At 68.8% G+C, this 23,421-nt stretch carries 17 protein-coding genes and 1 pseudogene; 11 read left to right on the top strand and 7 right to left on the bottom strand.

From position 1 onward, the window contains the following. Positions 1–1,282, bottom strand: a pseudogene (locus FJV41_RS33800) (RCC1 repeat-containing protein); the annotation flags it as partial. 240 nt (positions 1,283–1,522) lie between these two features. Here FJV41_RS33800 and FJV41_RS33795 point away from each other — a divergent pair. From FJV41_RS33795 to FJV41_RS33785, 3 genes are all read left to right on the top strand, one after another. Next, entirely contained in the window at positions 1,523–2,632 is a 1,110-nt protein-coding gene (locus FJV41_RS33795; protein ID WP_141646719.1) for a Kelch repeat-containing protein, read from the top strand. A gap of 49 nt (positions 2,633–2,681) precedes the next feature. Then, positions 2,682–3,491: an SAM-dependent methyltransferase gene (locus tag FJV41_RS33790; RefSeq protein ID WP_141646718.1), complete on the top strand. Its 810-nt coding sequence runs from the start codon at positions 2,682–2,684 to the stop codon at positions 3,489–3,491. 192 nt (positions 3,492–3,683) lie between these two features. After that, on the top strand, positions 3,684–4,400 hold the full coding sequence (locus FJV41_RS33785) for a hypothetical protein (RefSeq protein ID WP_141646717.1): 717 nt from the start codon (positions 3,684–3,686) through the stop codon (positions 4,398–4,400). Positions 4,401–4,424: 24 nt separating this feature from the next. Here FJV41_RS33785 and FJV41_RS33780 read toward each other — a convergent pair whose 3' ends face one another. The 3 genes from FJV41_RS33780 to FJV41_RS33770 all read right to left on the bottom strand — a co-directional run bounded on the left by FJV41_RS33780 (position 4,425) and on the right by FJV41_RS33770 (position 9,606). Further along, the gene (locus FJV41_RS33780; RefSeq protein ID WP_246137589.1) at positions 4,425–5,942 is read right to left on the bottom strand and encodes a hypothetical protein; all 1,518 of its coding nucleotides are present in this window, start codon (positions 5,940–5,942) and stop codon (positions 4,425–4,427) included. A 196-nt stretch (positions 5,943–6,138) separates the two neighbouring features. Further along, on the bottom strand, positions 6,139–7,908 hold the full coding sequence (locus tag FJV41_RS33775; protein WP_141646716.1) for a DUF4215 domain-containing protein: 1,770 nt from the start codon (positions 7,906–7,908) through the stop codon (positions 6,139–6,141). A gap of 222 nt (positions 7,909–8,130) precedes the next feature. Further along, the gene (locus FJV41_RS33770) at positions 8,131–9,606 is read right to left on the bottom strand and encodes a M20 family peptidase (protein ID WP_281291528.1); all 1,476 of its coding nucleotides are present in this window, start codon (positions 9,604–9,606) and stop codon (positions 8,131–8,133) included. A gap of 182 nt (positions 9,607–9,788) precedes the next feature. Here FJV41_RS33770 and FJV41_RS33765 point away from each other — a divergent pair, with 182 nt between their 5' ends. After that, the gene (locus tag FJV41_RS33765; protein ID WP_141646715.1) at positions 9,789–11,549 is read left to right on the top strand and encodes a glycosyl hydrolase family 18 protein; all 1,761 of its coding nucleotides are present in this window, start codon (positions 9,789–9,791) and stop codon (positions 11,547–11,549) included. A gap of 83 nt (positions 11,550–11,632) precedes the next feature. Here FJV41_RS33765 and FJV41_RS33760 read toward each other — a convergent pair whose 3' ends face one another. Continuing rightward, complete coding sequence (locus FJV41_RS33760; RefSeq protein ID WP_141646714.1) at positions 11,633–13,837, bottom strand: M3 family metallopeptidase; 2,205 nt, start codon at positions 13,835–13,837, stop codon at positions 11,633–11,635. A 195-nt stretch (positions 13,838–14,032) separates the two neighbouring features. Between FJV41_RS33760 and FJV41_RS33755 the strand changes: the two genes are divergently transcribed. The 5 genes from FJV41_RS33755 to FJV41_RS33735 all read left to right on the top strand — a co-directional run bounded on the left by FJV41_RS33755 (position 14,033) and on the right by FJV41_RS33735 (position 18,541). Continuing rightward, on the top strand, positions 14,033–15,112 hold the full coding sequence (locus FJV41_RS33755) for a hypothetical protein (protein ID WP_141646713.1): 1,080 nt from the start codon (positions 14,033–14,035) through the stop codon (positions 15,110–15,112). A gap of 38 nt (positions 15,113–15,150) precedes the next feature. Then, positions 15,151–16,689, top strand: coding sequence for an acetyl-CoA hydrolase/transferase C-terminal domain-containing protein (locus FJV41_RS33750; protein ID WP_141646712.1), 1,539 nt, complete (start codon positions 15,151–15,153; stop codon positions 16,687–16,689). Beyond that, the gene (locus FJV41_RS33745) at positions 16,686–17,612 is read left to right on the top strand and encodes a tetratricopeptide repeat protein (RefSeq protein ID WP_246137587.1); all 927 of its coding nucleotides are present in this window, start codon (positions 16,686–16,688) and stop codon (positions 17,610–17,612) included. The genes FJV41_RS33750 and FJV41_RS33745 overlap by 4 nt, the downstream gene beginning before the upstream one ends. 19 nt (positions 17,613–17,631) lie before the next feature. After that, a complete protein-coding gene (locus tag FJV41_RS33740; RefSeq protein ID WP_141646711.1) occupies positions 17,632–18,117 on the top strand; it encodes a hypothetical protein in 486 nt (161 codons plus the stop codon). 154 nt (positions 18,118–18,271) lie between these two features. Beyond that, positions 18,272–18,541 carry a hypothetical protein gene (locus tag FJV41_RS33735; protein ID WP_141646710.1) on the top strand — a complete coding sequence of 90 codons (270 nt, stop codon included), beginning with the start codon at positions 18,272–18,274 and terminating at the stop codon, positions 18,539–18,541. A gap of 94 nt (positions 18,542–18,635) precedes the next feature. On the opposite strand, the gene FJV41_RS33730 is transcribed toward FJV41_RS33735, so the two are convergent. Beyond that, positions 18,636–19,733 carry a hypothetical protein gene (locus tag FJV41_RS33730; protein WP_141646709.1) on the bottom strand — a complete coding sequence of 366 codons (1,098 nt, stop codon included), beginning with the start codon at positions 19,731–19,733 and terminating at the stop codon, positions 18,636–18,638. A gap of 10 nt (positions 19,734–19,743) precedes the next feature. Further along, positions 19,744–19,977, bottom strand: a complete 234-nt coding sequence (locus tag FJV41_RS33725) for a hypothetical protein (protein ID WP_141646708.1) — start codon at positions 19,975–19,977, stop codon at positions 19,744–19,746. A gap of 393 nt (positions 19,978–20,370) precedes the next feature. On the opposite strand from FJV41_RS33725, the gene FJV41_RS33720 reads away from it, so the two are divergent. Together FJV41_RS33720 and FJV41_RS33715 are read left to right on the top strand one after the other, a co-directional pair. Continuing rightward, positions 20,371–21,345 carry a hypothetical protein gene (locus FJV41_RS33720; RefSeq protein ID WP_141646707.1) on the top strand — a complete coding sequence of 325 codons (975 nt, stop codon included), beginning with the start codon at positions 20,371–20,373 and terminating at the stop codon, positions 21,343–21,345. A gap of 114 nt (positions 21,346–21,459) precedes the next feature. Beyond that, a complete protein-coding gene (locus tag FJV41_RS33715; RefSeq protein ID WP_141646706.1) occupies positions 21,460–23,226 on the top strand; it encodes an NBR1-Ig-like domain-containing protein in 1,767 nt (588 codons plus the stop codon). Positions 23,227–23,421 lie beyond the last annotated feature (195 nt).

Raw genomic sequence — 23,421 nt, 5'->3', positions numbered from 1 at the left:
CCAGGTAGTTCTCCCCCCAGGCCCACACCGTGCCGTCCGCCTTCACCACCACCGTGTGCGCATCCCCCGTCGACACGTCCGTCCGCTGCCGCCAGCCCGCCGTCCGCGTCGGCACGAAGGCCTGGAACGTCGTCCCGTCCCCCACCTGCCCGTCCGCGTTGGAGCCCCACGCCAGCACCGTGCCGTCCGCCTTCACCACCACCGTGTGCTGTCCCCCGCCCGCCGTGACGCCCTTCACCAAGGACACCCCCGTCACCCGCATCGGAGCCAGGCGCTGCGTCAGGCTTCCATCCCCCAGCTGACCTCGCTGGTTGTTCCCCCACGCCCACACCGAGCCATCCACCCTCAACGCCACTGAGTGCTGGCCTCCGCCCACCACCGCCTCCACGTCCCAGAGCCCGGGGACCTGGGTCGGCGTCAGGCGCTGCCCCGTCGTCCCATCACCGAGCTGGCCGTAGGTGTTCTGTCCCCACGCCCACACGGTGCCATCCGACTTGAGCACCACCGAGTGCGAGCCACCGCCCGACAGCGCCGTCACGCCTGTCAGTCCCGCCACGGCCACCGGCAGGGTGCGATTGAGCGTGTCCCCCGTGCCGAGCTGGCCGTCTGCGTTTCCACCCCATGTCCACACGGCGCCGTCCGCCGTCAGGGCCAGGGAGTGCGCATTGCCCGCGGCGATGGCCACGACGTTGATGAGCCCTTGCACCTGGGTGGGAGCCAGGCGCTGGGACGTCGTCCCATCACCCAGCTGCCCCGTGGCGTTGAGGCCCCACGCCCACACCGTGCCGTCCGCCTTGAGCGCCAGCGAATGCGAGAAGCCTCCCGCGATGCGCACCACGTTCGTCAGTCCTGGCACTCGCTGGGGCCACGCCCGACGCGTGGTGGTTCCATCCCCCAACTGCCCCCGGGTGTTGTCTCCCCACGTCCACACGGTGCCGTCGGCCTTCAGCGCGAGTGAGTGCAGCTCCCCCACGCCAATGGCACTCATCCCCAGCGGCCCTCGAATCCGTGTGGGCGAGGACTTCGCCGTCGTCGTGCCATCCCCGAGCTGACCAAAGGTGTTGCCACCCCACGCCCACACCGTGCCATCCGCGCGCAGCGTCAGCGTGTGATTACGCCCCGCCATCACCGTGCCTTGACGGGAGAAGCCTTCCGCGGCACGGCTGGAAGCAAGGTCCTCGGGAGGCGGAGTTGCCCCTGGCTCGACGCAGCCCGACAGCCACAGCGCTCCCAAAAGACAACCCCAGACAGCCACGGCGGCACCACTGCGCACACGGCTCATGTCTCCCCCCTCGACACGACTTGGAATGGACAGAGAAACACCAGACATGCACGCGAGACAAGCCTTTGCCTGGAACACCCACGGCTCGTCCACCCTCCCAGGTTGTCACCCCGGCCGGCCCACGTCCGGCATCCTCCCCGGCGCTCGGGGTCGGCTGACGTGTGCATCCCAGCGTCCAGGTCGCCGGAGACCTCACCGGGCCAGAGGCGCCAGGTGGCGGGGCCGGCGTACGATGGCGCCATGACTCGAAGCCCGCCGTCCACCGCGCGCAGACGCGTCCCCTACTCCGGCCTCTGGCTCGACGGGTTCAGCCTGACGGCTGTCGCCGGAGGGGCGCTGCTCGCGGGCGGACAGGGCTGGCAGCGGGACGGCATCGGCGCCACGCCTCGCGCGTCGACGGGCGCGGCGTTCTGGGACACCTCGCGGGAAGAGTGGTTGGAGCTCTCCCCGCTGCCCGAGCCCCGGCAGGACCATGCGGCGGTGGCGCTCCCGGACGGACGCGTGCTGCTCATCGGCGGACGGGACAACCCGACTCCGGAGCTGGACAGCACCCGCTACTGGGAGCCGGACACCCGGCGCTTCGTCCCCGGCCCGCCGCTGCGGGCCGCGCGCTCGCGTCCCGTCGCGCGCGTGCTCCCGGACGGCGCGGTGCTGGTGCTGGGCTCGGACCATGACAACGACATCGAGCGGGGCACACGCGCGGAAGTGCTGCGCCCCGGCGCCACGGCGTGGGAGCCCGCGGGCCAGACGGTTCGCATCTTCCACACCGGCCCCGTGTGCGTGAGCGGGGAGCGCGTCGTCATCGCCGGGGGCCGCGACAACGGCTTCGGCTTCGCCATCATCGAAGGCGAACATCTGGCGCCGCCCCTGAACCTGAGCACCGAACTCTGGGAGCCCTCGTCACGGGCCTGGAGGACCGCCCCCCATCCCCTCACAGAGGCCCGAGACGACGCCGAGGGCGTCACCCTCTCGGACGGGCGCATCCTCGTCGTGGGCGGCTGGCACCAGGGCACCTCGCTCACGAGCGCCGAAGTCTTCGACCCGCGCACCGAGCAGTGGACGGCGACGGGCGCGCTCGGCCTGGCCCGCTCCGGCTTCACCCTCACCGCGCTTCCGGACGGACGGGCCGCCGTGTCCGGCGGGCTGCGCTCGGACACCTACGCGGAAGCCACCGACGTGGAGCTGTGGAATCCGGCCACGGGCACCTGGAGCCCTGGGATGCCGCTGGCCGTGGGCCGCGCGGGACACCACGTCGTCCCGCTGGGCGAGGGCGCGTTCCTCGTCGCGGGCACCACGCGCGTGGCGCCGGATGGCTCGCTGGAGACGACTTCCGAAGTCTGGCGGCCCTGAAGCCGCGCCACCCCGTTACATCCGCATCCACCCCGACGGAGACAGACGCATGGACAACCCGGAGCTGGCCCGCATCCCCGGCGTCAACCCCCACGTGCCCGACGCGGCCCGCATCTACGACTACACCCTGGGAGGCACCCACCACTTCGAGGTGGACCGTCAGGCCGCGGAGTTCATGTTCTCGCTGGTGCCCTCCACCCGGAAGTGGTTGCGCATGCTGCGCGGCTGTCTGCGCACCGCCGCCCAGCGCCTGTCCTCGGACGGATTCCATCACTGGGTGGACTTCGCCTCCGGCCTGCCGACGAGCGACCACGTCCACTCCGTGCTGCCGCAGGCCAAGGTGCTCTACAGCGACATCAACCCGCTCACCATCGCCACCGGCAAGCACCTGCTCGGCGACAATCCGCGCACGCGCTACATGGAATGCGACATCCGCTCCGCGGGGGACTTCCTGCGCCGCCCGGACGTCCAGACGTTCCTGGATGGAGAGCGGCGCGTGGCCTTCGGCGCCAACGGCATCACCGTGTTCCTCTCCTCGGAGGAGAACCGGAAGTTCTTCCGTGACTTGTATGACTGGGCCGCGCCCGGCTCCAAGCTCTTCGCGACCTTCGAGACGAAGGCCCCGGGCCTGAGCACGCCGAAGTGGGAGCAGTTCGTCGGCATGTTCCAGAAGATGGGCGAGTCCTTCCAGCTCTACTCGCTGCGCGAGTATCTGGACCTGTGCGGTCCGTGGACGCCCGGCCCCGGCGGAGTGATGACGGTGCGCGAGTTCCTGGGCCTGCCCGTGGGCCACATCACCGAGGAGGACCGCGAGGGCGTCGGCATCGAGTTCTACGCGGTCATCCTCGAGAAGCGCTGAGCCCGCGCTCGTCCGCGAAGCAAGCCGGCGGACGAGGCCTGCCCCCCGGGGCCCGTCTCCGGGAGGCCCACGGAGCCTCCGTCCGGCGCGCCGCGAAGCGAACGCCCGATGCACTGCAGTGCCGACTGCCTCACCACCGCTGAGTGCCTACCGTGTCGAGCAGGCAACGATCCGCGATGGTGAGGAGGAATCATGTTCCAGACGAGACGGCGTCAGGTGCTGGCGGGAGTGGTGTTCGGTACGGCCCTTGTCCTCGGAGGGTGCAGCTCATCCCGTTCCGCGAGCAAGGAGCAGCAGAAGGTCGACCAGTCCTGGCTGGCCCGAGTCCCTGAGTCGGAGCTCGGCGACGTGCGCAACGCCCAGGCGGAGCAACTCAAGGCGCAGGATGAAGTCACGCGCGCGGACGTGGCCGTCAAGGACGCGGAGCGCGCGGCGGAGGTCGCCCAGCGCAACGAGGAGGCCGCGAAGCTCTCCACCAAGGCCAACCAGACGGCCGTCGAGGCCGCGCAGGCCACCGGCCGGGCGTCCAACATCTCGCAAGCCCAGGCGGAGCTGAAGGCCACCGAGGGCAAGCAGGCGGCCGCCCATGCCCAGCTCGAGTGGCGCCAGCGCGCCATCGAGACCCAGAAGGCTCGCAAGGACCTTCGCCAGCGCGAGCTGGAGCTGGCCGACGCGCGCCTTCGTCAGGCCGAAATGGAGGCGCTGAGGAACAGCGATGACGTGCGCGCCAAGGACCTCTCCGAGGCCGAGTTCACCAGCGCGGTGGCCAACGCCCAGCGCAACACGGAGGAGGCGCAGCGGCTGGTGGACCAGCGCCTGGGCGAGGAGCGTCAGGCCCGAGGTGATTGGGAGAAGCTGCGCGGCGAGTCCCGGGGCTACGGCGGCAGCGGCACGTCCGACGGGGAATGACGCGCGGGCGACGACTTCCGGCCGCTACTTCGGCGGCGGCCGGAAGACGTACTGGAAGATGGGCTCGTCCTGGCCGGGAGGATATTGCGCGTCCAGGAAGGCGAAGTACGCGTGGCCCGCGATGAACGGGTCCTCCATGCTGTCGTAGAGGACCGACACCTGCGTGGCCCGGCCGGACGCATCCACCTGGACGCGCAGCTTGAGGTTGCCCTTGAGCTCTGGCAGCTCCTTGAGGCGCTCCATGTAGAGCGCCACCAACCCCAGCGACACCCGGTTGTAGATTTTGTCCGCCGCGCCCCTGGCCGGCGTCGCGGGCAGACGGAAGCGTCGCACCAGCTCCGCCGTCTCGGCTTCCGCCTCCGGCACCTTCCGCTCGGGGGCGGCCTGCGCCGCGCGGTAGGACACCAGCGCGTCCTTCCAGCGCTCCTGCTTCAAACACAACCGGGCCCGGCGCACGTGGATGTCGGAGCGCTCCGGCGCCCGCTCCGACGCCTTCACCAGGAAGCCCTCGCTGGCGGCCGCGTCCGCGCGAGCGTCGGTCAGCTCCGCCAGCCGCAAGAGCGGCTCGGGGTCCTTCAGCTCCACGTCGATGAGCCGGACCAGGGCCTTCTCCTCGTCCGCCGGGCGCGACAGCTCCGCGTAGACGCGGGCGAGCAGCGCCAGCGCCCCGGCCTCCGCGCCGCCCAGCTCCACGTACCGCTCCAGCGAGCGCGCGGCCTTGTCCTTCTCGGAGGCGGAGAGCCACAGGTCCGCCTGGAGCCGGTGCGCCTCGCGGTCCATGGGCTTCAGGGCGACCAGCTTCTCTCCCGCCAGGGCCGCCGCGCGCACGTCCTTCGCCGCGTGGGCCAGCGCGGCCAGCTTGCGCAGCGCCTCCGGCTGCTCCGGCCAAACCTCCACCGAGCGCGACAGCTCCGCGCGCGCCTCCGCCTCCCGTCCGGGCTTCGCCGCCAGCAACAGGCCCAGCGCGGTGCGCACCTGGGGCGCATCCAGCTTCGCCAGCGAAGCGCGCAGGCGCGCCTCCGCCTCCGCGGGCTTCCCTTCCGCCTGGAGCAGCAGCCCTTCCCCCCAGAGCGCGGGAGCGAAGTCGGGCGACGCCCGACGCGCGGCGGACAGCGGACCTCGCGCCTCCGACAAGAGGCCCCAGCGGATGTAGATGAGCCCCATGCCCAGATGGGGCCAGGGGTTCTCCGGCTCCAGCGTGGACAGGGCCTTGAGCTCGTTCCAGCAGGTGTCCGCCGGGAAGGCGAGCCATGCGCGGTACACGCGTGGCATCAAGTCCTTGGGCCTCGCGCGGCCCTGCTCTTCCAGCTCACTGTCCAGCACGCGCAGCGTCCCGCGCACCCGGGCCGTCTCCACCTTGCGCAGCATGCCCATCACCTCGTCGGCGCCAGGCTGCGTGCTCTTCGCGCCAGCCGCGCCGGCCGGAGCAGCCAGCAGCAGGGACAGCAGCAGCAACACGCGCGGCGGGGAGAGGGACACCATGGAGTCGCGCGGAAGATACCAGACGGCCTCGCGAGAGCGGCCCGCGACGAATGAGCGCATGCCTGCTCCCCGGCCAGCCCCTCGCGGTCATCCCGACCCCAGGCCCGCTCCGGAGCGAACCGGGGGCCTTTGCGAGTCTCGGGACACGCGCCTCGCCCCCACCGCGCGCCGGGCGGGTGTCACCCTGGCGCGCGGCGGTGAGGCGCGAGCCGCTCCAGGGCGTCAGGCCCGGAAGCGGCTCGTCACGACGGACGACTCAGCCGATCTCCACCTTGCAGGTGGCGCTGCAGCCGTCGTTGCTGCGGGTGTTGCCGTCGTCGCACTCCTCGTTGGCCGGAGCGTCCTGCTGCACCTTGTTGTCGCCGCAGCGCGGGCCGAACACGCAGCCGCGAGCGCACTGCCCGTAGCCACCGGCGTTGATGCCGTCGTCGCACTCCTCACCCTCGTCCAGCACGTTGTTGCCGCAGGTGGCGCGGCAATCCGTGCGCTTGGTGACGAAGTCGTTGAGGGTCAGCTTGTACGAGGACGCCGTGGTGTGGCGCTCGGCCTGGTACACGACGACTTCGTAGATGCCGCCCACGGAGAGACCCAGCGCGGAGGCCTGGCTCGACACGTTGACCGAGTCCTCCTGGGCGCCGTGCACGCCGCCCAGGTCCAGCGCGAGCTTGCCGTTGATGAACACCCACACGTCGTCGTCGCCGCGGAACGTGAGCACCTCGGTGCCCTTGTACTCGAACCAGTAGCGCGCCTCGCTGGTGAAGCTGAAGTTGTGCCCACCATTGCGCGGCTGCTCGAAGCCCGCGGCAATCCAGCCCTTGCCGTCCACGGGGAAGAAATCCGGGTCGTCGAACACGTACGACTCATCGGGCTGCTTGGCCAGGTCCAGGGTCCCCACGACGGTCTGGTTGATGCCCGCGGCGTCGATGTACCACTGCATGAAGGGGGCCTCGCCATGCGTGGTGGTGGAGCCCGTCAGCTTCGCCAGGCCGGGCTTGCCGCCGGGGTAGTCCTTGCCGTTGTAGCTCCGCACGAGCTCCGTCTTGACGATGCCCTTCTCGGAGCCATTGGCGTTCTCGAAGTCGATATGGCCCTTCGGGACCGAACCCGAGGCCGGCAGGTCCCAGCCACGGAAGTCACGGTAGACGACGGGGATGGAGATCACATCCGGCGGCGTCTCCTCGATGAACTTGCACACGAAGCCTTCCTCGAGCTTGCACGTCGCGGAGCAGCCGTCGTTGGAGCGCGCGTTGCCGTCGTCGCACTCCTCGGACGTGTCGTTGGGCAGCATGATGCCGTCGCCGCACACCGCCTGGCAGGTGCCACCGGTGCAGCGCGGCTCGCGCTTGCACAGCGGCGAGCAGCCATCGCCCATGTCCTTGTTGCCGTCGTCACACTCCTCGGTGCCTTCGACAATCGTGTCGCCACAGTTCGTCCGGGTGCAGACCGCGCCCACCGTGGGGCACTTCCAGCCCTCCTCGAGGCGGCACTCGGAGTTGCAGCCGTCGTTGTTGGCGACGTTGCCGTCCTCGCACTCCTCATCACCCACCTTGATGCCGTCGTTGCACCGGGCGGCGTGGCAGCGACCGCCGGCCGCGGGGCAGTTCCAGCCGGCCTCCACCGTGCAGGTCGCGCTGCAGCCGTCGTTGGATGACACGTTGCGGTCATCACACGCCTCGGGAGCCTCCACGCGGCCGTTGCCACAGCCGAACTTGCGGATGCAGGGCTGACCCGCGACATCGCAGACCCAGCCGTCTTCGATGGCGCACGTCGCCGTGCAACCGTCGCCGGCCACCTTGTTGCCGTCGTCACACGCTTCGCCCGTCTGGAGCGTGCGGTCGCCGCAGGTATCGACGGGACAGGTGCCGCCGTCACAGAGGACGGGGCCACCATCACCCCCATCGGGGAGGCCGGCGTCGGGCTTGCCAGCGCCACCATCGCCTCCGCAGGAGGATGCAACTATCGAGAAGAGAAGAGAGGCGAGTACGAGACTCGCGAGCCGCGTTCCAACAGGGGGGACGGTCGCCATAGACACCGATGCTGGAAGTGCGCGCGGTGCGTGTCAACGCGGTTGCGCATTCGGCATCCCGCACCCTCCGTGAAAATGCAGGAAATGCGCAGATGTGCAGGAAGAGCGGACTGAATCACCTGTTTTCGTGTCTCAGACCCACATTCCCTTCCATGGCAGCCGTGTCCGGTCCGGACTCGATTGCCCTGGCTCTGATGCCAGGGGGCCTGTCTCACGGGTGTCTCAGCGCGCGGCGTTGCGCAGATACTGGGCGTAGAAGCGAACCGCGTCCGCATAGGCCGTCACGGCGATGCGCTCGTCCTTGCCGTGGATGCGCGCCAGGTCCTCGCGCCGCAGGTGCGCGGGGAAGAAGCGGTAGACGTTGTCACTCAAGCCCACGAAGTGCCGCGAGTCGGTGGCGGCCACGTTGAGGTACGGCGACACGAGGACGTCGGGAAACACCTGGCGCAGCGAGCGCTCCAGCTCGCGCCAGGATTCGGAGTCGGTGGGAGACACCGGCGAGGGCTCGCTCTGGAAGTCCAGCGTGCCCACCTCCACGCGCGAGTCATCCACCGTGGCCCGGACATGCGAGAGCACGCCTTCGACGCTGTCACCCGGGAGGATGCGGAAGTTCACCACCGCGCGGGCGCTCGCCGGCAGGACGTTGTCCTTCACGCCGCCCTCGAACACGGTGACGGCCGTCGTCGTGCGCACCGCCGCGTTGGTGGTGGGACTGGCCGTGAGCCGCCGCACCACCAGCGGCTCGGTGAGCCACAGGTTGGCGAAGAGCAGTCGCATGCCAAAGGGCATCTCCGGCCCCACGCGGGTGAACAGCTCGCGGCTGCCACCCTGGAGCCGCGTGGGCATGGGCGCGGCCTCCAGCCTCGACACGGCGCGAGCCAGCACGCCCACGGCGGTGCTGGGCGGCGGCATGGACGAGTGGCCACCTTCGCCCTTCACCGACAGCACCACGCTGACGAAGCCCTTCTCCGACGTGCCCACCAGCGCCACCGGCGCGCTCACGCCGGGCACCGTGCCGGACATGATGACGCCGCCCTCGTCCAGCACGGACTCCAGCCGGACACCGCGCTCCTGGAGCCGCTTCGCGATGACCACCGCGCCCTCCCGTCCGCCCACCTCCTCGTCCGCGCCGAACGCGAGCAGCACCGTGCGCCGGGGCTTCTCCCCCGCCGCCAGCAGCGCCTCCACCGCCTCCAACTGCGCCAGCACGCTCCCCTTGTCGTCCAGCGAGCCGCGCCCCCAGACGAACCCGTCCGCCACCACCCCGTCGAACGGAGGATGGGCCCACGCGCCCTCCGTGCCGGGCGTCACCGGCACCACGTCCAGGTGCCCCAGGAGCATCATCGGCCGCAGCGAGGCGTCCGTGCCCTGCCACGTGTAGAGCAGCGAGTGCGCCCCCACCACCTCGCGCTTCAGCTCGGCATGGACGCGCGGGAAGTGCTCCGCCAGGTAGGCATGCAGGGCCGCGAAGGCCTCGGCGTCCGCGGGCACGCCCTCGGAGGCGGCCACCGTCTTCAACCGCAGCGCCCCCGACAGGCGCGACGCCAGGGCCTGAGCGTCCACCGTCAGCGCGGTCGCCTCCTCCGGCACCACCTGCCGGGACTTGAACGTGAGCGTCCGGGCGACGAGCACGACGGCGAGGACACTGACCCCAAGGGCCATGGACAGGAGAAGTCGTTTCATTGGCAGGTGCGCCACGCTACCAAAGGCGCCACCCCGGGATGGGGAACCTCCAGGACGGCCGAACCGGCTTCTCGAAATATGAGAGAACCCCTCGCCCTTGTCCTGGGGGAATCACATGCAGTACTGCTAGATAATTCCAGCACAAGAAATGTCAGGCTTCCCCGTATAGTCGGGAGACTGGTCCATGAGGTGCGCAGGTGAAGACTCGACACGCAGCGCGGTGGCAGCTCGTCCTGGCGTTGGGAGTGGGGACGCTGCTGGGGGGATGCGGCAAGAGTGACGAGGGCCCGGGGCTTCCGGCGGAGCCGTCCTCGGTGGAGGCGCAGGCCGCGGATGCCCAGGCGCTGGTGACGTGGACACCTCCGACGAGCGACGGTGGGCACCCTCTCCTGTACTACGTGGTGCGGTGCCAGCCCGCGTGCGGCGGCGCCATCGTCAGCGCGGGCGAGCGCCAGGCCACGGTGATGGGCCTCAACAACGGCTTCGCCTATCTGTTCAAGGTCTCCGCGGTGAACGCCCGGGGCGAGGGCACCTCCTCCATCCCCTCCGTGCCGGTGATGCCGATGCCGGGCATGGCCATCAGCAACCCCACGGTGCCCGGCCAGCCGCGCTCGGTGCGGGCGACCGCGGGCAACGGGCAGGCCTACGTCAGTTGGCTGCAGCCGGCGAGCTACGGGGGCCGCGCGCTCACGAAGTACGTCGTCACCGCCGAGCCCGGGGGCCGGTCCGTCACCGTGGACGCGCCCGCGGCGAGTGTGAGCATCCCGGACCTCACCAATGACAGGCCCCACGTCTTCACGGTGCGGGCCGTCAACGAGGTGGGCGAGGGTCCCACGGCGCTCGTGGGCCCGGTGACGCCCAGGCCCGGCGGTGCGCCGTCGAGCTGGGTGTCGGGCTACTACGTGGGATATCAGCGCGCGCAGCTGCCGCCGGAGGAGGTGGACTTCTCCGGCCTGACGCACATCATGGTGGGCCGCGTGCGTCCCCGCTACGACGGGACGCTGCACACGGACTTCGACGTCACCGTCTACGAAGGCCCCCTCATGGCGAAGGCGCTGTCGGCGGGGGCGCGGCTCGCGGGGAAGAAGTCCCTGCTGATGGTGGGCGGCTTCGGCGAGCACGATGGCTTCGTGCAGGCGTCCACGGGGGAGAGCCGCATCGTCTTCGTGAAGGAGCTCATCAAGGCGATGGAGGAGCTGGGCTACGACGGTCTGGACCTGGACTGGGAGCCCATCAACCTGCCGCCCGCGGGCAATGATGGCGAGCTGCTGCTGGCCCTGATTGACGAGCTGCGCGCGGCCCGCCCGGACATCATCATCACCGTGCCGGTGAACTGGCTGAACTCCAACTTCGGGATGCCCGAGGTGGAGGAGAAGTTCATGGCCCGGCTGGCCGAGCGCGTGGATCAGCTCAACATCATGTCCTACAAGATGAGCGGACACTGGGGCGGCTGGGAGAGCTGGCACTCCAGTCCCCTCCGGGACGAAGCCCAGAACCGCCCCACCTCCGTCGCGTACTCCGTGGAGGGATATCTGAAAGCGGGCGTGCCGCGCGGCCGGCTGGGCGTGGGCATCGGATTCTTCGGTACCTGCTGGCAGGGCGTGACGGAGCCCCGCACGCCGCTGGACGGACGGCCCGACGTCAACGAGGGCCAGAGCGACAACGCGATGAGCTACGACAACATCATGACGTCGTACTACAGCGCGGAGGCGCGGCACTGGGACGAGAAGGCCGCGTCCCCGTACCTCTCGTACCCTTCCGTGAATGGCCCGGGCCACTGCAACTACATCTCCTACGAGGATGGCCAGTCCGTCTTCGCCAAGGGTCAGTGGGCGCGCGCGCAGGGGCTGGGCGGCACCATCATCTGGACCATCAACCAGGGACACCGGCGGGGGCAGCCCGCGGGCAAGCAGGACGAACTGCTCATGGACGTGAAGCGCGCGTTCCTGGACCCGTGAAAAGGCCCGGGGGCACGAAGCGGCGGCTGGCCGTGCTTCGCGCCCCCAGGAGTGTCACCCGACGTCGGTGACGACGACGTGGCTCAGGGCTGAGCCTTCGTCTGCGCGGCGGCGGGCGCCGGGAAGCCCCGCTTGCGCATCAGCGCGTTGATGCCGGCGTCGCGGCCGCGGAACGCGCGGTAGCCCTCCGCCGGGTCCACGGTGTTGCCCACGGAGAAGATGCTCTTGCGCAGCTTCTCCGCCACCGTCTTGTCGTAGGCGCCCTTGCCCTCGGTGAAGCCCTCGAACGCGTCCGCCGTCAGCGTGTCGGACCACAGGTAGCTGTAGTAGCCCGCCGAGTAGCCGTCGCCCGCGAAGACGTGGCCGAACTGCGGCGTGCGGTGGCGCATGACGATTTCCTTGGGCATGCCCAGCGCCTTGAGCGTGTCGCGCTCGAAGGCATCCGCGTCGATGCTCACGTCGCCGGCCAGGTGCAGCTTCATGTCCACCAGCGCGGAGGACAGGTACTCCACCGTGCCGAAGCCCTGGTTGAACGTCGCGGCCTTCTCGATGCGAGACACCAGCGCCTGGGGGATGGGCTTGCCCGTCTGGTAGTGCAGCGCGAAGGTGTTGAGCACCTCGGGCGTGGCCAGCCAGTGCTCCAGGAGCTGCGAGGGGAACTCCACGTAGTCGCGCGCCACGCTGGTGCCGGACAGCGACGGGTAGGACACCGACGAGCTCAGGCCGTGCAGCGCGTGGCCGAACTCGTGGAACAGCGTGCTCGCGTCCTCCCAGGAGATGAGCACCGCCTCGCCGGGCGCGCCCTTCACGAAGTTGGAGTTGTTGGAGACGATGGTCGTCACGTCGCCCCGGAACCGCTCCTGGTTGCGGTACGCGTTCATCCACGCGCCGGAGCGCTTGCCCGGCCGCGCGTACGGGTCGAAGTACCAGAGCCCCACGTGGCGGCCCGTCGCCTGGTCCTTCACCTCCCAGACGCGGACATCCGGGTGGTAGACCTGCACGTCCGTCACCGGGGTGAAGGCGAAGCCGAACAGCTCGCCGGCCACCCAGAACATGCCCTCACGCAGCTTCTCCAACTGGAGGTAGGGCTTCACCTCGTTCTGGTCCAGGTCGTACGTCGCCTTGCGGACCTTCTCCGCGTAGAAGCGGTAGTCCCACGGCTCGATTTTCAGCTTCGCGCGCTCCTTGTCGGCCACCTTCTGCATGTCCGCGACCTCTTCGCGGACGCGGGCCACGGCGGGCTTCCACACCGCCTCCATCAGCTCCATGGCGCGCTCGGGCGTGCGGGCCATGGCGTTCTCCAGCCGCCAGTGCGCGTGCGTGGCGTAGCCCAGGAGCTTCGCGCGCTCGGCGCGCAGCTTGAGGACCTCCGAGATGATGGCGTTGTTGTCGCGCGCGTCCCCGTTGTCGCCCCGGTTGACGTAGTTGCGCCAGACCTTCTCGCGCAAGTCACGGCGCGATGAGTACGTCAGGAACGGCTCCATGGAGGAGCGCGTGTTGGTGATGATCCACTTGCCCTTCTGGCCCCGCGCCTCGGCCGCGGCGGCGGCGCCCGCGCGCACGGAGTCCGGCAGGCCCGCCAGGTCCTTCTCCGACTCCAGGAGGACGGTGTAGCCCTCCTCGTCACCAAGCACGTGCTGGCTGAAGGACGTGTAGAGCGACGCGAGGCGCTGGTTGATGGCGCCCATGCGCGCCTTGGCCGCCCCGTCCAGCTTCGCGCCGGAGCGCACGAAGCGCGTGTGGTGCAGCCACGCCAACCGCTGCTGCTCGGGCGTCAGCTTCGCCTTGTCGGGGGACTGGTAGACGGCTTCGATGCGACGGAAGAGGCCCTCGTTCTGGGTGATTTCATCCTCGAAGGCGGCGAAGCGGGGCGCCATCTCCCGCTCCACGGCCTGGAACTCCGGGCTGCTCAGGGACGAGCCCCAGATGCCGTACAGCGTCTCCACGTTGGCGTACGTCCGGCCCGCGTTCTCCAGCGCGGCCAACGTGTTCTCGAAGTCGGGCGCGGCGGGGTTGCCCGCGATGGCGGCCAGCTCCCGGCGGTACTCGTCCATGGCGGCTTCGATGGCGGGCTTGAAGTCCTCCACCTTCACCTGGGCGAAGGGAGGCACGCCGCCGTGCGGGCCGGACCACTTCGCCAGCAGGGGAATCGAGGGGGCCACCGGCGCGGCGACCTCGCTCGAAGGGGCCGGCGCGGCGACTTCCGGGCGGGGCTCCGGGGACGTCGTCGCACAGCCGGAGGAGACGAGCGCGGCCACACCCGCACTGGCGAAGAAGAGGTTACGCATGAAAAGTGGTTCTCCCGACGAAAAGGGGTGTGCACCAAAGCACGGAATCGCGGCGCCCAACACGTTCCGAGGGCCGCCTCTTCCCGACCGAGGACAGACGCCCCGACGGCCGGGTGAGGGGCCGCTCGAAGCGGGCTAGAGGGAAGGAGCCACGCCGGGGTGTCCCGGCTCGCACACGTCGGCAGGAGCCTCCTCATGCGGAACGCACCGGGCACCCGCCCGTCCAGGACCCGAGCGCCGCTGCCGGCGCTGGTGGCGTTGCTGCTCGTCGCGGCGGCGGAGGCCCGGGCGGACTGGCGGTGGGAGTACAACTCCCCTGCCCCGCTCTTCCTGGACCGCAGCTACGTCTTCGGCTCGCCCAACCGCATCCGCCGACAGGGGGACCCGGACTCGCCCGCCCCGCTGCTGTTCGAGGCGCAGATTGCCCCCAATCTCTTCTTTCCCCAGCTCCACAACGGGCACTTCCGGAGCAAGGGGGGCGAGTGGTTCCTCACCGCGGTGCTCACGCCGTACATCCGGCTGCGGATGCTGAACACGGACAGCAATCCCGTCATCCCTCCGTCCTACGTCCCCAAAATCACGCTCCAGGTGGCGCACCTGCGCGTGCTCCCGGGCTCGCGAGGCGAGGACGGTCCGGGGCGGGGCCTGGCGCTCGCGGCCAACCTCACCGTGGGCCACTACTCGAATGGCCAGGAGGGGTGCTTCTTCGCGAACCAGGAGGGTACGGACCCCGACTGCACGCCGGCACAAGGAGAGCTCCCGCTCAACGAGCTGACCGGCAGCTTCTCCACCAACTTCCTGCGCGGAGAGCTGCACGCGCGCACCGCCTTCGCGGTGGAGCCGGACCTGGACAGCGCGTGGCTCGTGGGTGGCGGCTCGTTCCTGGAGCTGAACACGACCATTGGCCCTGGAGGCATCACCGAGGAGCAGCGGCGCGTCTACGGCGATGGGAACTGGGGCGTGAGCCTCCTGGGTGAACGCATCTGGAAGCAGCACCGGTTCCGACTGGAGTGCGCCCTGTCAGCGCCCTTCGGGGAGACGCCGCATCGGCGCGCCACGGTGAGCGCGGAGGTCGCCGCGCTGCCGTACTGGGGAGCGGGCTTCGGCCTCTTCGCGCGCTACGTGTACGGCCAGGACTCGTACAACATCCTCTTCCTGGAGCGCGCGAACTTCTGGCAGTTCGGCCTGGTGTTCGAGCTGTCTCCGGGAGCCCGACTGAAGGCCGAGGACGCCGAGACGGACGCGGACAAGCGGCGGCCTCCGGGCTTCCGCTGAGGACCGAGGCCCGGGGGTGTGTCATCCTCACGCCGCCCATGAACGCTCCGAGCACGTTGCAGGAACGCATCCAGAACGCCGGCCTGCTGGCCAAGGTCGTCCCCGTCGAGGAGGCGGTGAAGCACGTCACCGACGGGAACACGGTGGCCATTAGCGGCTTCACCAAGTCGGGGGAGCCCAAGACGTTCTTCCCCGCGCTGGCCTCACATCTGGCGAAGACCGCGCCCCAGACGCGCATCACCCTGCTGTCGGGCGCCTCTTTGTCCGAGGACGTGGAGGGCCCCATGGCGCCCTTCATTGGCAAGCGCGGGCCGTACATGTCCTCGTCGGCGTCGCGCCGGCGCATCCACGCGGGGGAGATGGACTTCACGGACGTCCACCTGTCCGCCTTCGCGCGCAACATGATGTACGGCTTCTACGGCGACATCGACGTGGCGGTGGTGGAGGTGTCGCGCATCCGCCCCAACGGCAGCGTCATCCTCACCTCGTCGGTGGGTGTCAGCGCCGAGGCGCTCGCGAAAGCGAAGAAGATCATCCTCGAGGTGAACACCTCCGTGCCGGACTACACGGGGTTCCACGACATCGTCCTGCCCACGGTGCACCCGCACGTGGGCTGGCCGCTGCCGCTGCTCAACGTGAGGGACCGCATCGGAAATCCCTACGTGGAGATCGACGCGAGCAAGGTGGTGGCGGTGGTGGAGTCGCGGACGCCGGACCACCCGGTGCCGTTCAAGGCCGCGAACGCCACGGACAAGCGGATTGCCCAGAACGTGGTGGCGTTCCTCATGCGCTGCCGCGAGCAGTTCCAGTGGGGCAAGCGCCTGCCGCCCATCCAGTCCGGCGTGGGCAACGTGGCCAACGCCATCATCGGCGAGCTTTACGCATCACCGTTCCAGAAGATTCGATTCTGGACCGAGGTATTCCAGGACGGAATGCTGCGCTACGTGGAGGACGACGCGAAGTTCGAGTACGCGTCCGCCACGGCGGTGTCCTTCTCCGCCGAGGGGCGCGCGCGGTTCCAGCAGATGTTCGAACGGTGCCGGGAGCGGCTGGTGCTGCGGCCGATGTGGCTGTCGAACAGTCCGGAAATCATCTCCCGCCTCTTTGTCATCGCGATGAACACGCCCATCGAGGTGGACATCTACGGGCATGTGAATTCGACGCACATCGACGGCTCGCGCATCGTCAACGGGCTGGGCGGCTCCGGGGACTTCTTCCGCAATGCGTACCTCAGCATCGTGCACACGCCTTCGGTGCGGAAGCTGAAGGACGGCCGGACGGTGAGCTGTGTGATGCCGTACGTGCGCCACATCGACCACACGGAGCACGACATCAAGTGCGTCGTCACCGAGCACGGCTACGCGCTCAACATGGACATCCGCTCGCCGAAGCGGCGTGCCACGGACATCATCGACCAGTGCGCGCACCCGCACTTCAGGCCGCTGTTGCACGCGTACCTGGACATGGCGGGACCGGGCGACGAGCCTCGCGCCTCCGACATGAAGGTGCTCGATGCGTGGTGGCGCGACTACGACGCGCTCTGCCGAAACTTCCCCGGGGAGTCCGAGGCGGAATGACGAAGCGGGACGACCAGGAGACACAGCCCCCGGAGCCGCTCCCTGGAAAGACCTCCGGGGAGGGCTCGACGACGCCGTCTCATGGACAGCGCGAGGATGAAGGTGCGGCTCGCGACGCAGCCGCATCGGGGAAGTCCGCGAAGCAGCGACGCAACCGGCGCGAGGTGGACGAGTCCGACGCACCCGACGTACCCGGTGCGGGGGAGCGCAATGGACGCGAGCCGTGTCCTCCCGAGGTCGCACAGAAGCTCCGCGAGTTGGACCGGCTGCGCAGGAGTGGCCGGTACACGACGGCGCTCGCGCTGGCCCGCTCGCTCGCGGAGGCGCACCCGAAGCTGGGGCGTGTCCTGCTGGAGCTTGCGATGACGCTCGGCATCTGGGGGAGCGCTCCCGCCGAGGCCCTCCCCTGGTTCGAGCGCGTCCTGGAGCTGGCGCCCGGCCACCGCACGACACGCCTGCACCGAGCGCTGTGCCTCGCCCGGCTGGGTCGCCATGTCGAGGCCGTCGCGGACTTCGATGCGCTGGTGGACGGCGGCTATCGCAAGGCGCTCGTGCTGCACATGAAGCGCGCCGAGTCCCTGGAGGCGCTTGGCCGAGACGCCGAGGCCGAGCAGGACTGGACGCTCGCGCTCGCGGAGGACGCGGACAACCCCTGGCTGCTCCAGCAGCGGGCCGCCGTCCGCGCACGACTGGGAAGGAGCGCCGAGGCCATCCAGGACCTCACGGCCGCGCTCGCCCTGCAACAGGGAGAGGGTATCGACCCCGAGCTGCTTCACGAGCGGGGCCTGCTACGCGCCCGGCTCGGCGAGGTCGACGGCGCGCGCGCTGACTTCCAGGCGGGACTGGACGCCCTTCGCCGGGGAGACCCGAGCACGCTGCCAGACGCGCTGCGTTCGGCACTCCAGGCGCTCACCGCGACCTGAATGGAAGAAGAAGGGCGCCATGGACAACAGCCTGCGGAATGAAGTGCTCAGACTCCTCTCGCTCCACATGGACGTCATCAGCCCTGGTGGTGCTGGAATCGACAAAGCCTTTCCGGGCCCCGAAAAACAGAACATCAGCCACATGACCCTCACGGAGGCCAGGCAGGCGGGAATCACCATGTATGGCGATGCTTCGTTTTCCATCGACGCCTACGTGGGGAACTTTCCGAGCTTCGCGCATTTCGTGGCCGCGGTGATTGTCCATGCGACCCGTGGAGTTCAATCACTCCACGAAGTCGAGCTGGAACAATTCGTGCCCGAGAAAGGCTGGAAGACGCTCTTCGGGGGCTTCGCCAAGGGAGTGACCGAGAAAAACATCTTCTCGGGGCGGAAGCGCCTGGGAAGTCCGACCAAGGCTTGCAGAATCCTCGCGACCGGCAACGAACAACTGTATGCGCTGGATTGCAACGGCAGCTACGCCACCCTCTTCATGCAGACGTCATAGGGTGCCTGCCGACCCCCATCCACAGCTCCGACTCCAGGGAAACCAAAGTCTTTCACAGACTCTGGACCGGAATCCCCCGCCTGCACCCGCAGACAGGAACTGTGGCATGCTCCTCATGCAACCCCATGGAGCGCCTCATCCCTCTGGAGGAGCAATGCGTTCATTGTTGGTGCTGGGTCTCACTGTCCTCGGATTTCAGTTCGGCTGCGGAGCAGGCGAAGCCGACCCAGGAATGCAGTCCGATTTGACATCACGCGAAGACTCACTGGTTCGCTGCATCGCCGATTACTATATCACTTATTACAGTGACGCCACCTACACCACGGCGGTCGGCAGCGAGCGGTGTACTTGCAACAGAACACCCACGCGCACTGGCGTTCAGACCGACTTTGCGGTCGAAAACTATTACGAAGAGTGCCTCTGACGCGCGGCAGCCACCCCGCAAAGCCAGACAGCAACCACTTGCGCTGCCGTCAAGCAGCGCAAGTACACTCCCCCGCCACGCGGGAGCTGCTGTTTCAGCGAAACGCAATGGGCTCGAAGTGCTTCCCGTCGCGCGAGGACGCCAGTTGGTGGGGAAACACCGTCCACAGCCGGTCGCCAGCGACGACGAGGCGGGCGGCGCCGGGGGAGAGGAAGGGCAGCTTCGGGGCGACGCCGCGGTCCTTCTCCATCCGGAGCACCTGGTCGCCCACACTGACGAACAGTCGGTTCTTGAAGAAGGCCAGCGAGTGGATGCCGTCCTTGGGGAGCACGAGCTTCTGCGCCTTGCCCTTCTGGGGCAGATACCAGGCGTGCTCGTCCGTGTGCAGGTAGACGCCGTGCTCGGGGGCGGCGCACAGGCTCCGCACCGGAGCGCGCGTGGCATGACGCCGAACCAGGGCTCCGTCCTTGAGCACCCACACGCCGTCGTTGCCGAAGGCGAAGAGCGTGCCCTCGTGGACGAAGAGGCCGCGCAGGCCGGATTGCTCTTCTCCTCCGACGAGTTCAAGGCGCAGCCCCTTGCCCTCGCGCACCAGGCGCCCCAGGCCGTTCTCGGAGCAGAGTCCGAAGAGGACGCCGTTGTGCACCACGCCGTCCACCAGGTCCAGGCCCCCGGGGCCGCTGACCTCCTTGAGCTTCCAGCTCGTGCCGCTCCCCTTGAACGCGAGCGCGGACACACCGAAGGCGGACAGGCCCCACGGCGCTCCCAAATCACGCAGGACGGGCGCCACGTAACCATAGGGCAGCGCCTTGGGCAGCTTCCTCCGGGTCCACGTCTTGCCGTCGTGGATGAGCAGGCGGTTGAAGTCGACGTCATAGGAGAGCCCGTTCGCCTCCAACTCGTCCACGTCCACGTCCACGTCTATCTGGCCCAGCCACACGACGTCGTTCCACGGCTGGTTCCACTTGATGTCCTGGTCGAAGTCCCACAGGTCGTCGCCGGCGACGTAGCCGTGGTCGGAGTCCGGATGGGGCGTGCCCGCGAGCACCACCACCGTGCCTTCCGGGGTGACATGCACATCGGCGAACACCTGGGCCGTGGAGTACACGTCCGGCGCGGCCTGCTTCTTGGGAGCCGGCGTGTCGGCGCGAGCGGACAGCGAGTCGACTTCGGACGGACGGGGCTTGGGCATGGGAGCGCGCTCAGTATTCCTTCAGGAGTCTACCGGCCGTCTCGAAGCGCAGGTTCTTGAACAGCGTGGCGAGCTTCGGCTGGGGAATCAGCTTCTTCGCAGCGGCCTCGATTCGCAAGAGCGCGAAGGCGAGCTCGTCGAGCGAGTCGAAGGCCGGCGACACCGCAACGTCCTCGCGCGAGTAGCGGACACGGAGGAGGCAGTCCTCCGACAGCTGCCCGCGCGGTTCGATGACTACAACCACGTGCATCCTCACAAGGGCCTGGAGATGCGGTCCCCTATCCAGTACCGACGTGCCGTATCACCCGATTGACTGTGTCCGATTTGACGGGAGCAACTCCACGGTGCGCGTTGGCGGTGAGTTGTAGGGCGACCGGAATAAAGCGCCCATTCTGTCCGGCACGAGCGCGAAGCCCAGCGATGGGCACTGAAACGGTCCCTCTTTCTGGGTGAATCACGGCCTAGGCTGGACCACTCAGTCCCGGGACTTCCCTACCAGAAAGTGAAACACCCCATGTTCAGCTCGTGTGCCTCCCGATGGGCGCCTCGTCTGCGCCTTTTGCTCCTCGCGGGAACAGTGGCCGGGTCGGCCTGCGCCTCCTCCGATGTCGACCCGGATGCCCCCCAGTGCAAAGGGGTGCGCGCCTGCTCCCCGGGTGAGGGCTCCGGAGACGAGGACGTCATCCCACTCGTCATCACCCATGGTTCGCAGCTCACCGTATCGGACGTGGGGCCCGCGGGGATTGGCATCTCCTCCTTCACGAACGTCCCTGGAGGGACCTTCACCGGGACAGCGCTGGGAAGCTGGGGCGCGCTCTCTCGCACCGTTGGCGTCGGGGGCGAGACCATCGACGGCTTCTCCTTCCCTCAGGGCACCGTCGTCCTCGAGGGCGCGAACCTCACGTCGCAAATCACCGTCAACTCCGGGTGGCTGGTGCTGCGCGGATGCAAGGGCAGCCTCCTCCTCAACCATCCGGCGGGAAATGGAGGCGGTGGCGCGGCGCTGTACAGCGAGCTGAGCGCCTTCAATTCAGTGGGAGCCAAGGACGGCAGGCAGCCCGCGAGGTCAATCTGCCACCGCTGCTATTTCCCGCACAGCGGGTTTGAGAATGTCTACTCGAACAACGTCACCATCACTGAGTCGTGGATTGCCGTGGACCCTGGCAGCGCTGGCGCTCACGCGGATGGCATCCAGACCTGGGGCGGGCAGTCGTACTTGAACTTCTCTCGCAATCGCCTGCAGTGGAACGGCGCCTGGAACAACACTCAGTCCGGGCTGATCGCGATGTACTCCGACGGTTCGCAGAGCGGGTTCAGCGGCTACGACCAGATCACCCTGCAAGACAACTACTTCGTGGTGGGCCTGGGCGGCGGAATCGCCTTGCATGCCCCCATGGGGGTGGCGGTCACGAACATGGTCGTGACCGGAAATCGCTGGGCGTGGAGTCCTGATTTCAGCGACCCGAACTACACGCCGGCCGTCTACAGAGGCTCCGGCGTGGCGAACTACAAGACCGGTGGGAACGCCTGGTCGAACAACCGCTGGGCGGACGGCCCCTCCGCGAACCAGTTCCTGCTGCCCGACAACAGGACCCGTTCAACAGACTACTGAGGCACCTCTCTCACCGCTGTATTTCTGACGCGGCGGGGCCCATCGCGGCTCGAGTGCTGCTCTACTGTCTGCCCTTTCCCGCCTGATTGGGCAGACACCCCTGGAGCGCCTCCCATGCAGACCCGACGAATCCCCTGGCTGCACACCCTGTCCGCGAGCCTCCTCCTGCTGCAGGCGGCTCCCGGCCTCGCGCAATCGCTTCACTCCGAACGTGGAGGGCTCCAGGCCACCGACCTCGTCCATCGCCCTTCCCTCACCTCGACGACGCTGGACCCGCTGCGCTCGCTGGCCATCTCCGACCACGCCACCGTCTCCACCATCACCGCGCGCAGGGTGTTCGACCAACTCATCCGCCAGGCCGGCGATACGGGCCTCACATCGGACCAGCTCTTCCGCCAGCTCTGGGACACGCAGAACCCCGCGCCCGGGCAACCCGACCTGCCCGGCGGCCCCCACTGCAGCGACAACGGCAACACCCTCAACGGGGCCCCGTATGTCTGCAGACCTCTGGAGGGAGCCGATGCGAGCGCCCAGTCAGTCCCGCTCGACAGATACATCCTCGTGGGCCTCTTCAATCGCTTCGACCTGGCCCCCGTGGACGGCGCTCACTGCGGCGAGTACCGCATGTCCTTCGCCCGGTTCGTCGCGGCGCCGCAGGTGCGCTCACGCAACCGCTTCATCCTCGAAGGCGTACTCCCCAACCCCGCCCCCGAGCTCGGGCTGGAGGGCTGCCGTCCGGTGGCCCAGGCGTGGGCCCGGCTCTCCACCCTCGAGGACCTCACCCAGCGACAGGCCCTGCTGAACGCGCTCTTCTTCGAGGGTCTGGCCCCGGGCATCCCTCCCGTCATCCACATCAGCCACTACGGTGACAACCCCAGCGGCGCCGGACAGGTCCGCACCAACATGTTCATGCAGCAAGGCGTGGGCGCCCCCAACCCGTGGATGCTGCGCGAGTTCAAGCTGAAGCATCAATGCGATGCCACGGGCTGCACGCCGCGCTTCATCCCCGTCACCGTGAAGTCGACGCCCCGGGGAGACTTCTTCAACCCCCTGAACACCAGTCCCCTCGCGGTGGGCTTTCGCGACCACTTCATCACGCAGGTCGCGAGCCTCGCGGTGGATGACTTCAACCGCTTCAACTACGCCGTCCCGGACGTCTACAACGCCGCGCAGAGCAGCTCCATGCCGTCGTTCGGCAGCGTGGACAACTTCCTCGTCGAGTTCAACAAGGCCGCCACGCCCAACGCCTTCTCAGACGCCCTTCAAGCGGAGCTCCAGCGAATCGGTAGCACGCTGACTCCGCATCAAGTCGTGGCGCGCGCTCAACTGCTGTCCTGCGGCGGATGCCATGACCTCAGCCGGGGAACCGACCTGGGAGGAACCCCTGGCATCGTGCCGATCGACTTCAAACGCTTCGTGCAGGTCGACGACCTCCTCTCACCCCTTCCACCCCCCGGGCCGGATTCCCGTTACGCCTTGTCCACGTCCCTCACGACCGCCTTCCTCCCCTTCCGCCAGCAGCTCCTCGGCGCCTTCCTGGACACGCCCGTCCTGGATGCCACGGTCTCCGCTCCCGACCCGCAAGTCCTTCACGTCCAGGCAAGCCAGCCCTTCCGGGGCACGGTGCAGGTGACGAACACGGGCACCACCGCGTGGAGCGCGGCCCAGGGCGTCCGGGCCACCTCGCTCGATGGAGCAGCGGACCTCACACTGGCCCCAGGTGAGGTCATCCACTTCGGGCAGCGGAAGACCTTCGACTTCACGCACACCGCGCCGACGAGCCTCGGGCAGACGACCTATCGCTGGAGATTGCAGCGCAACGGCCTGGCGTTCGGCCCCGAGGTGTCCCTCACCGTCGAAGTCCAGCCCGCACCGCGCTGAGCACGGCGACGGCCGCGACTAAACCCCTCTACGTCTCTTGCGCGAGAGCGCGGGGAGCATCAACAGGGCGAGTCCGAAGAGGAGCTGCTCGCCCCCACCCGCGCAACCGCAGGACTCCGATTCCGCCGGAGGATTCCCACCCGCATCTCCAGGCCCACCGTCGCCGGTCCCCGCGTCCACCATCCCCGCGTCACC

Source organism: Myxococcus llanfairpwllgwyngyllgogerychwyrndrobwllllantysiliogogogochensis, from assembly GCF_006636215.1.
In the GTDB taxonomy this organism is placed as follows: domain Bacteria; phylum Myxococcota; class Myxococcia; order Myxococcales; family Myxococcaceae; genus Myxococcus; species Myxococcus llanfairpwllgwyngyllgogerychwyrndrobwllllantysiliogogogochensis.
Note: the sequence above shows the minus strand (reverse complement) of the source record. Positions and strands in the feature narration are given on the sequence as shown.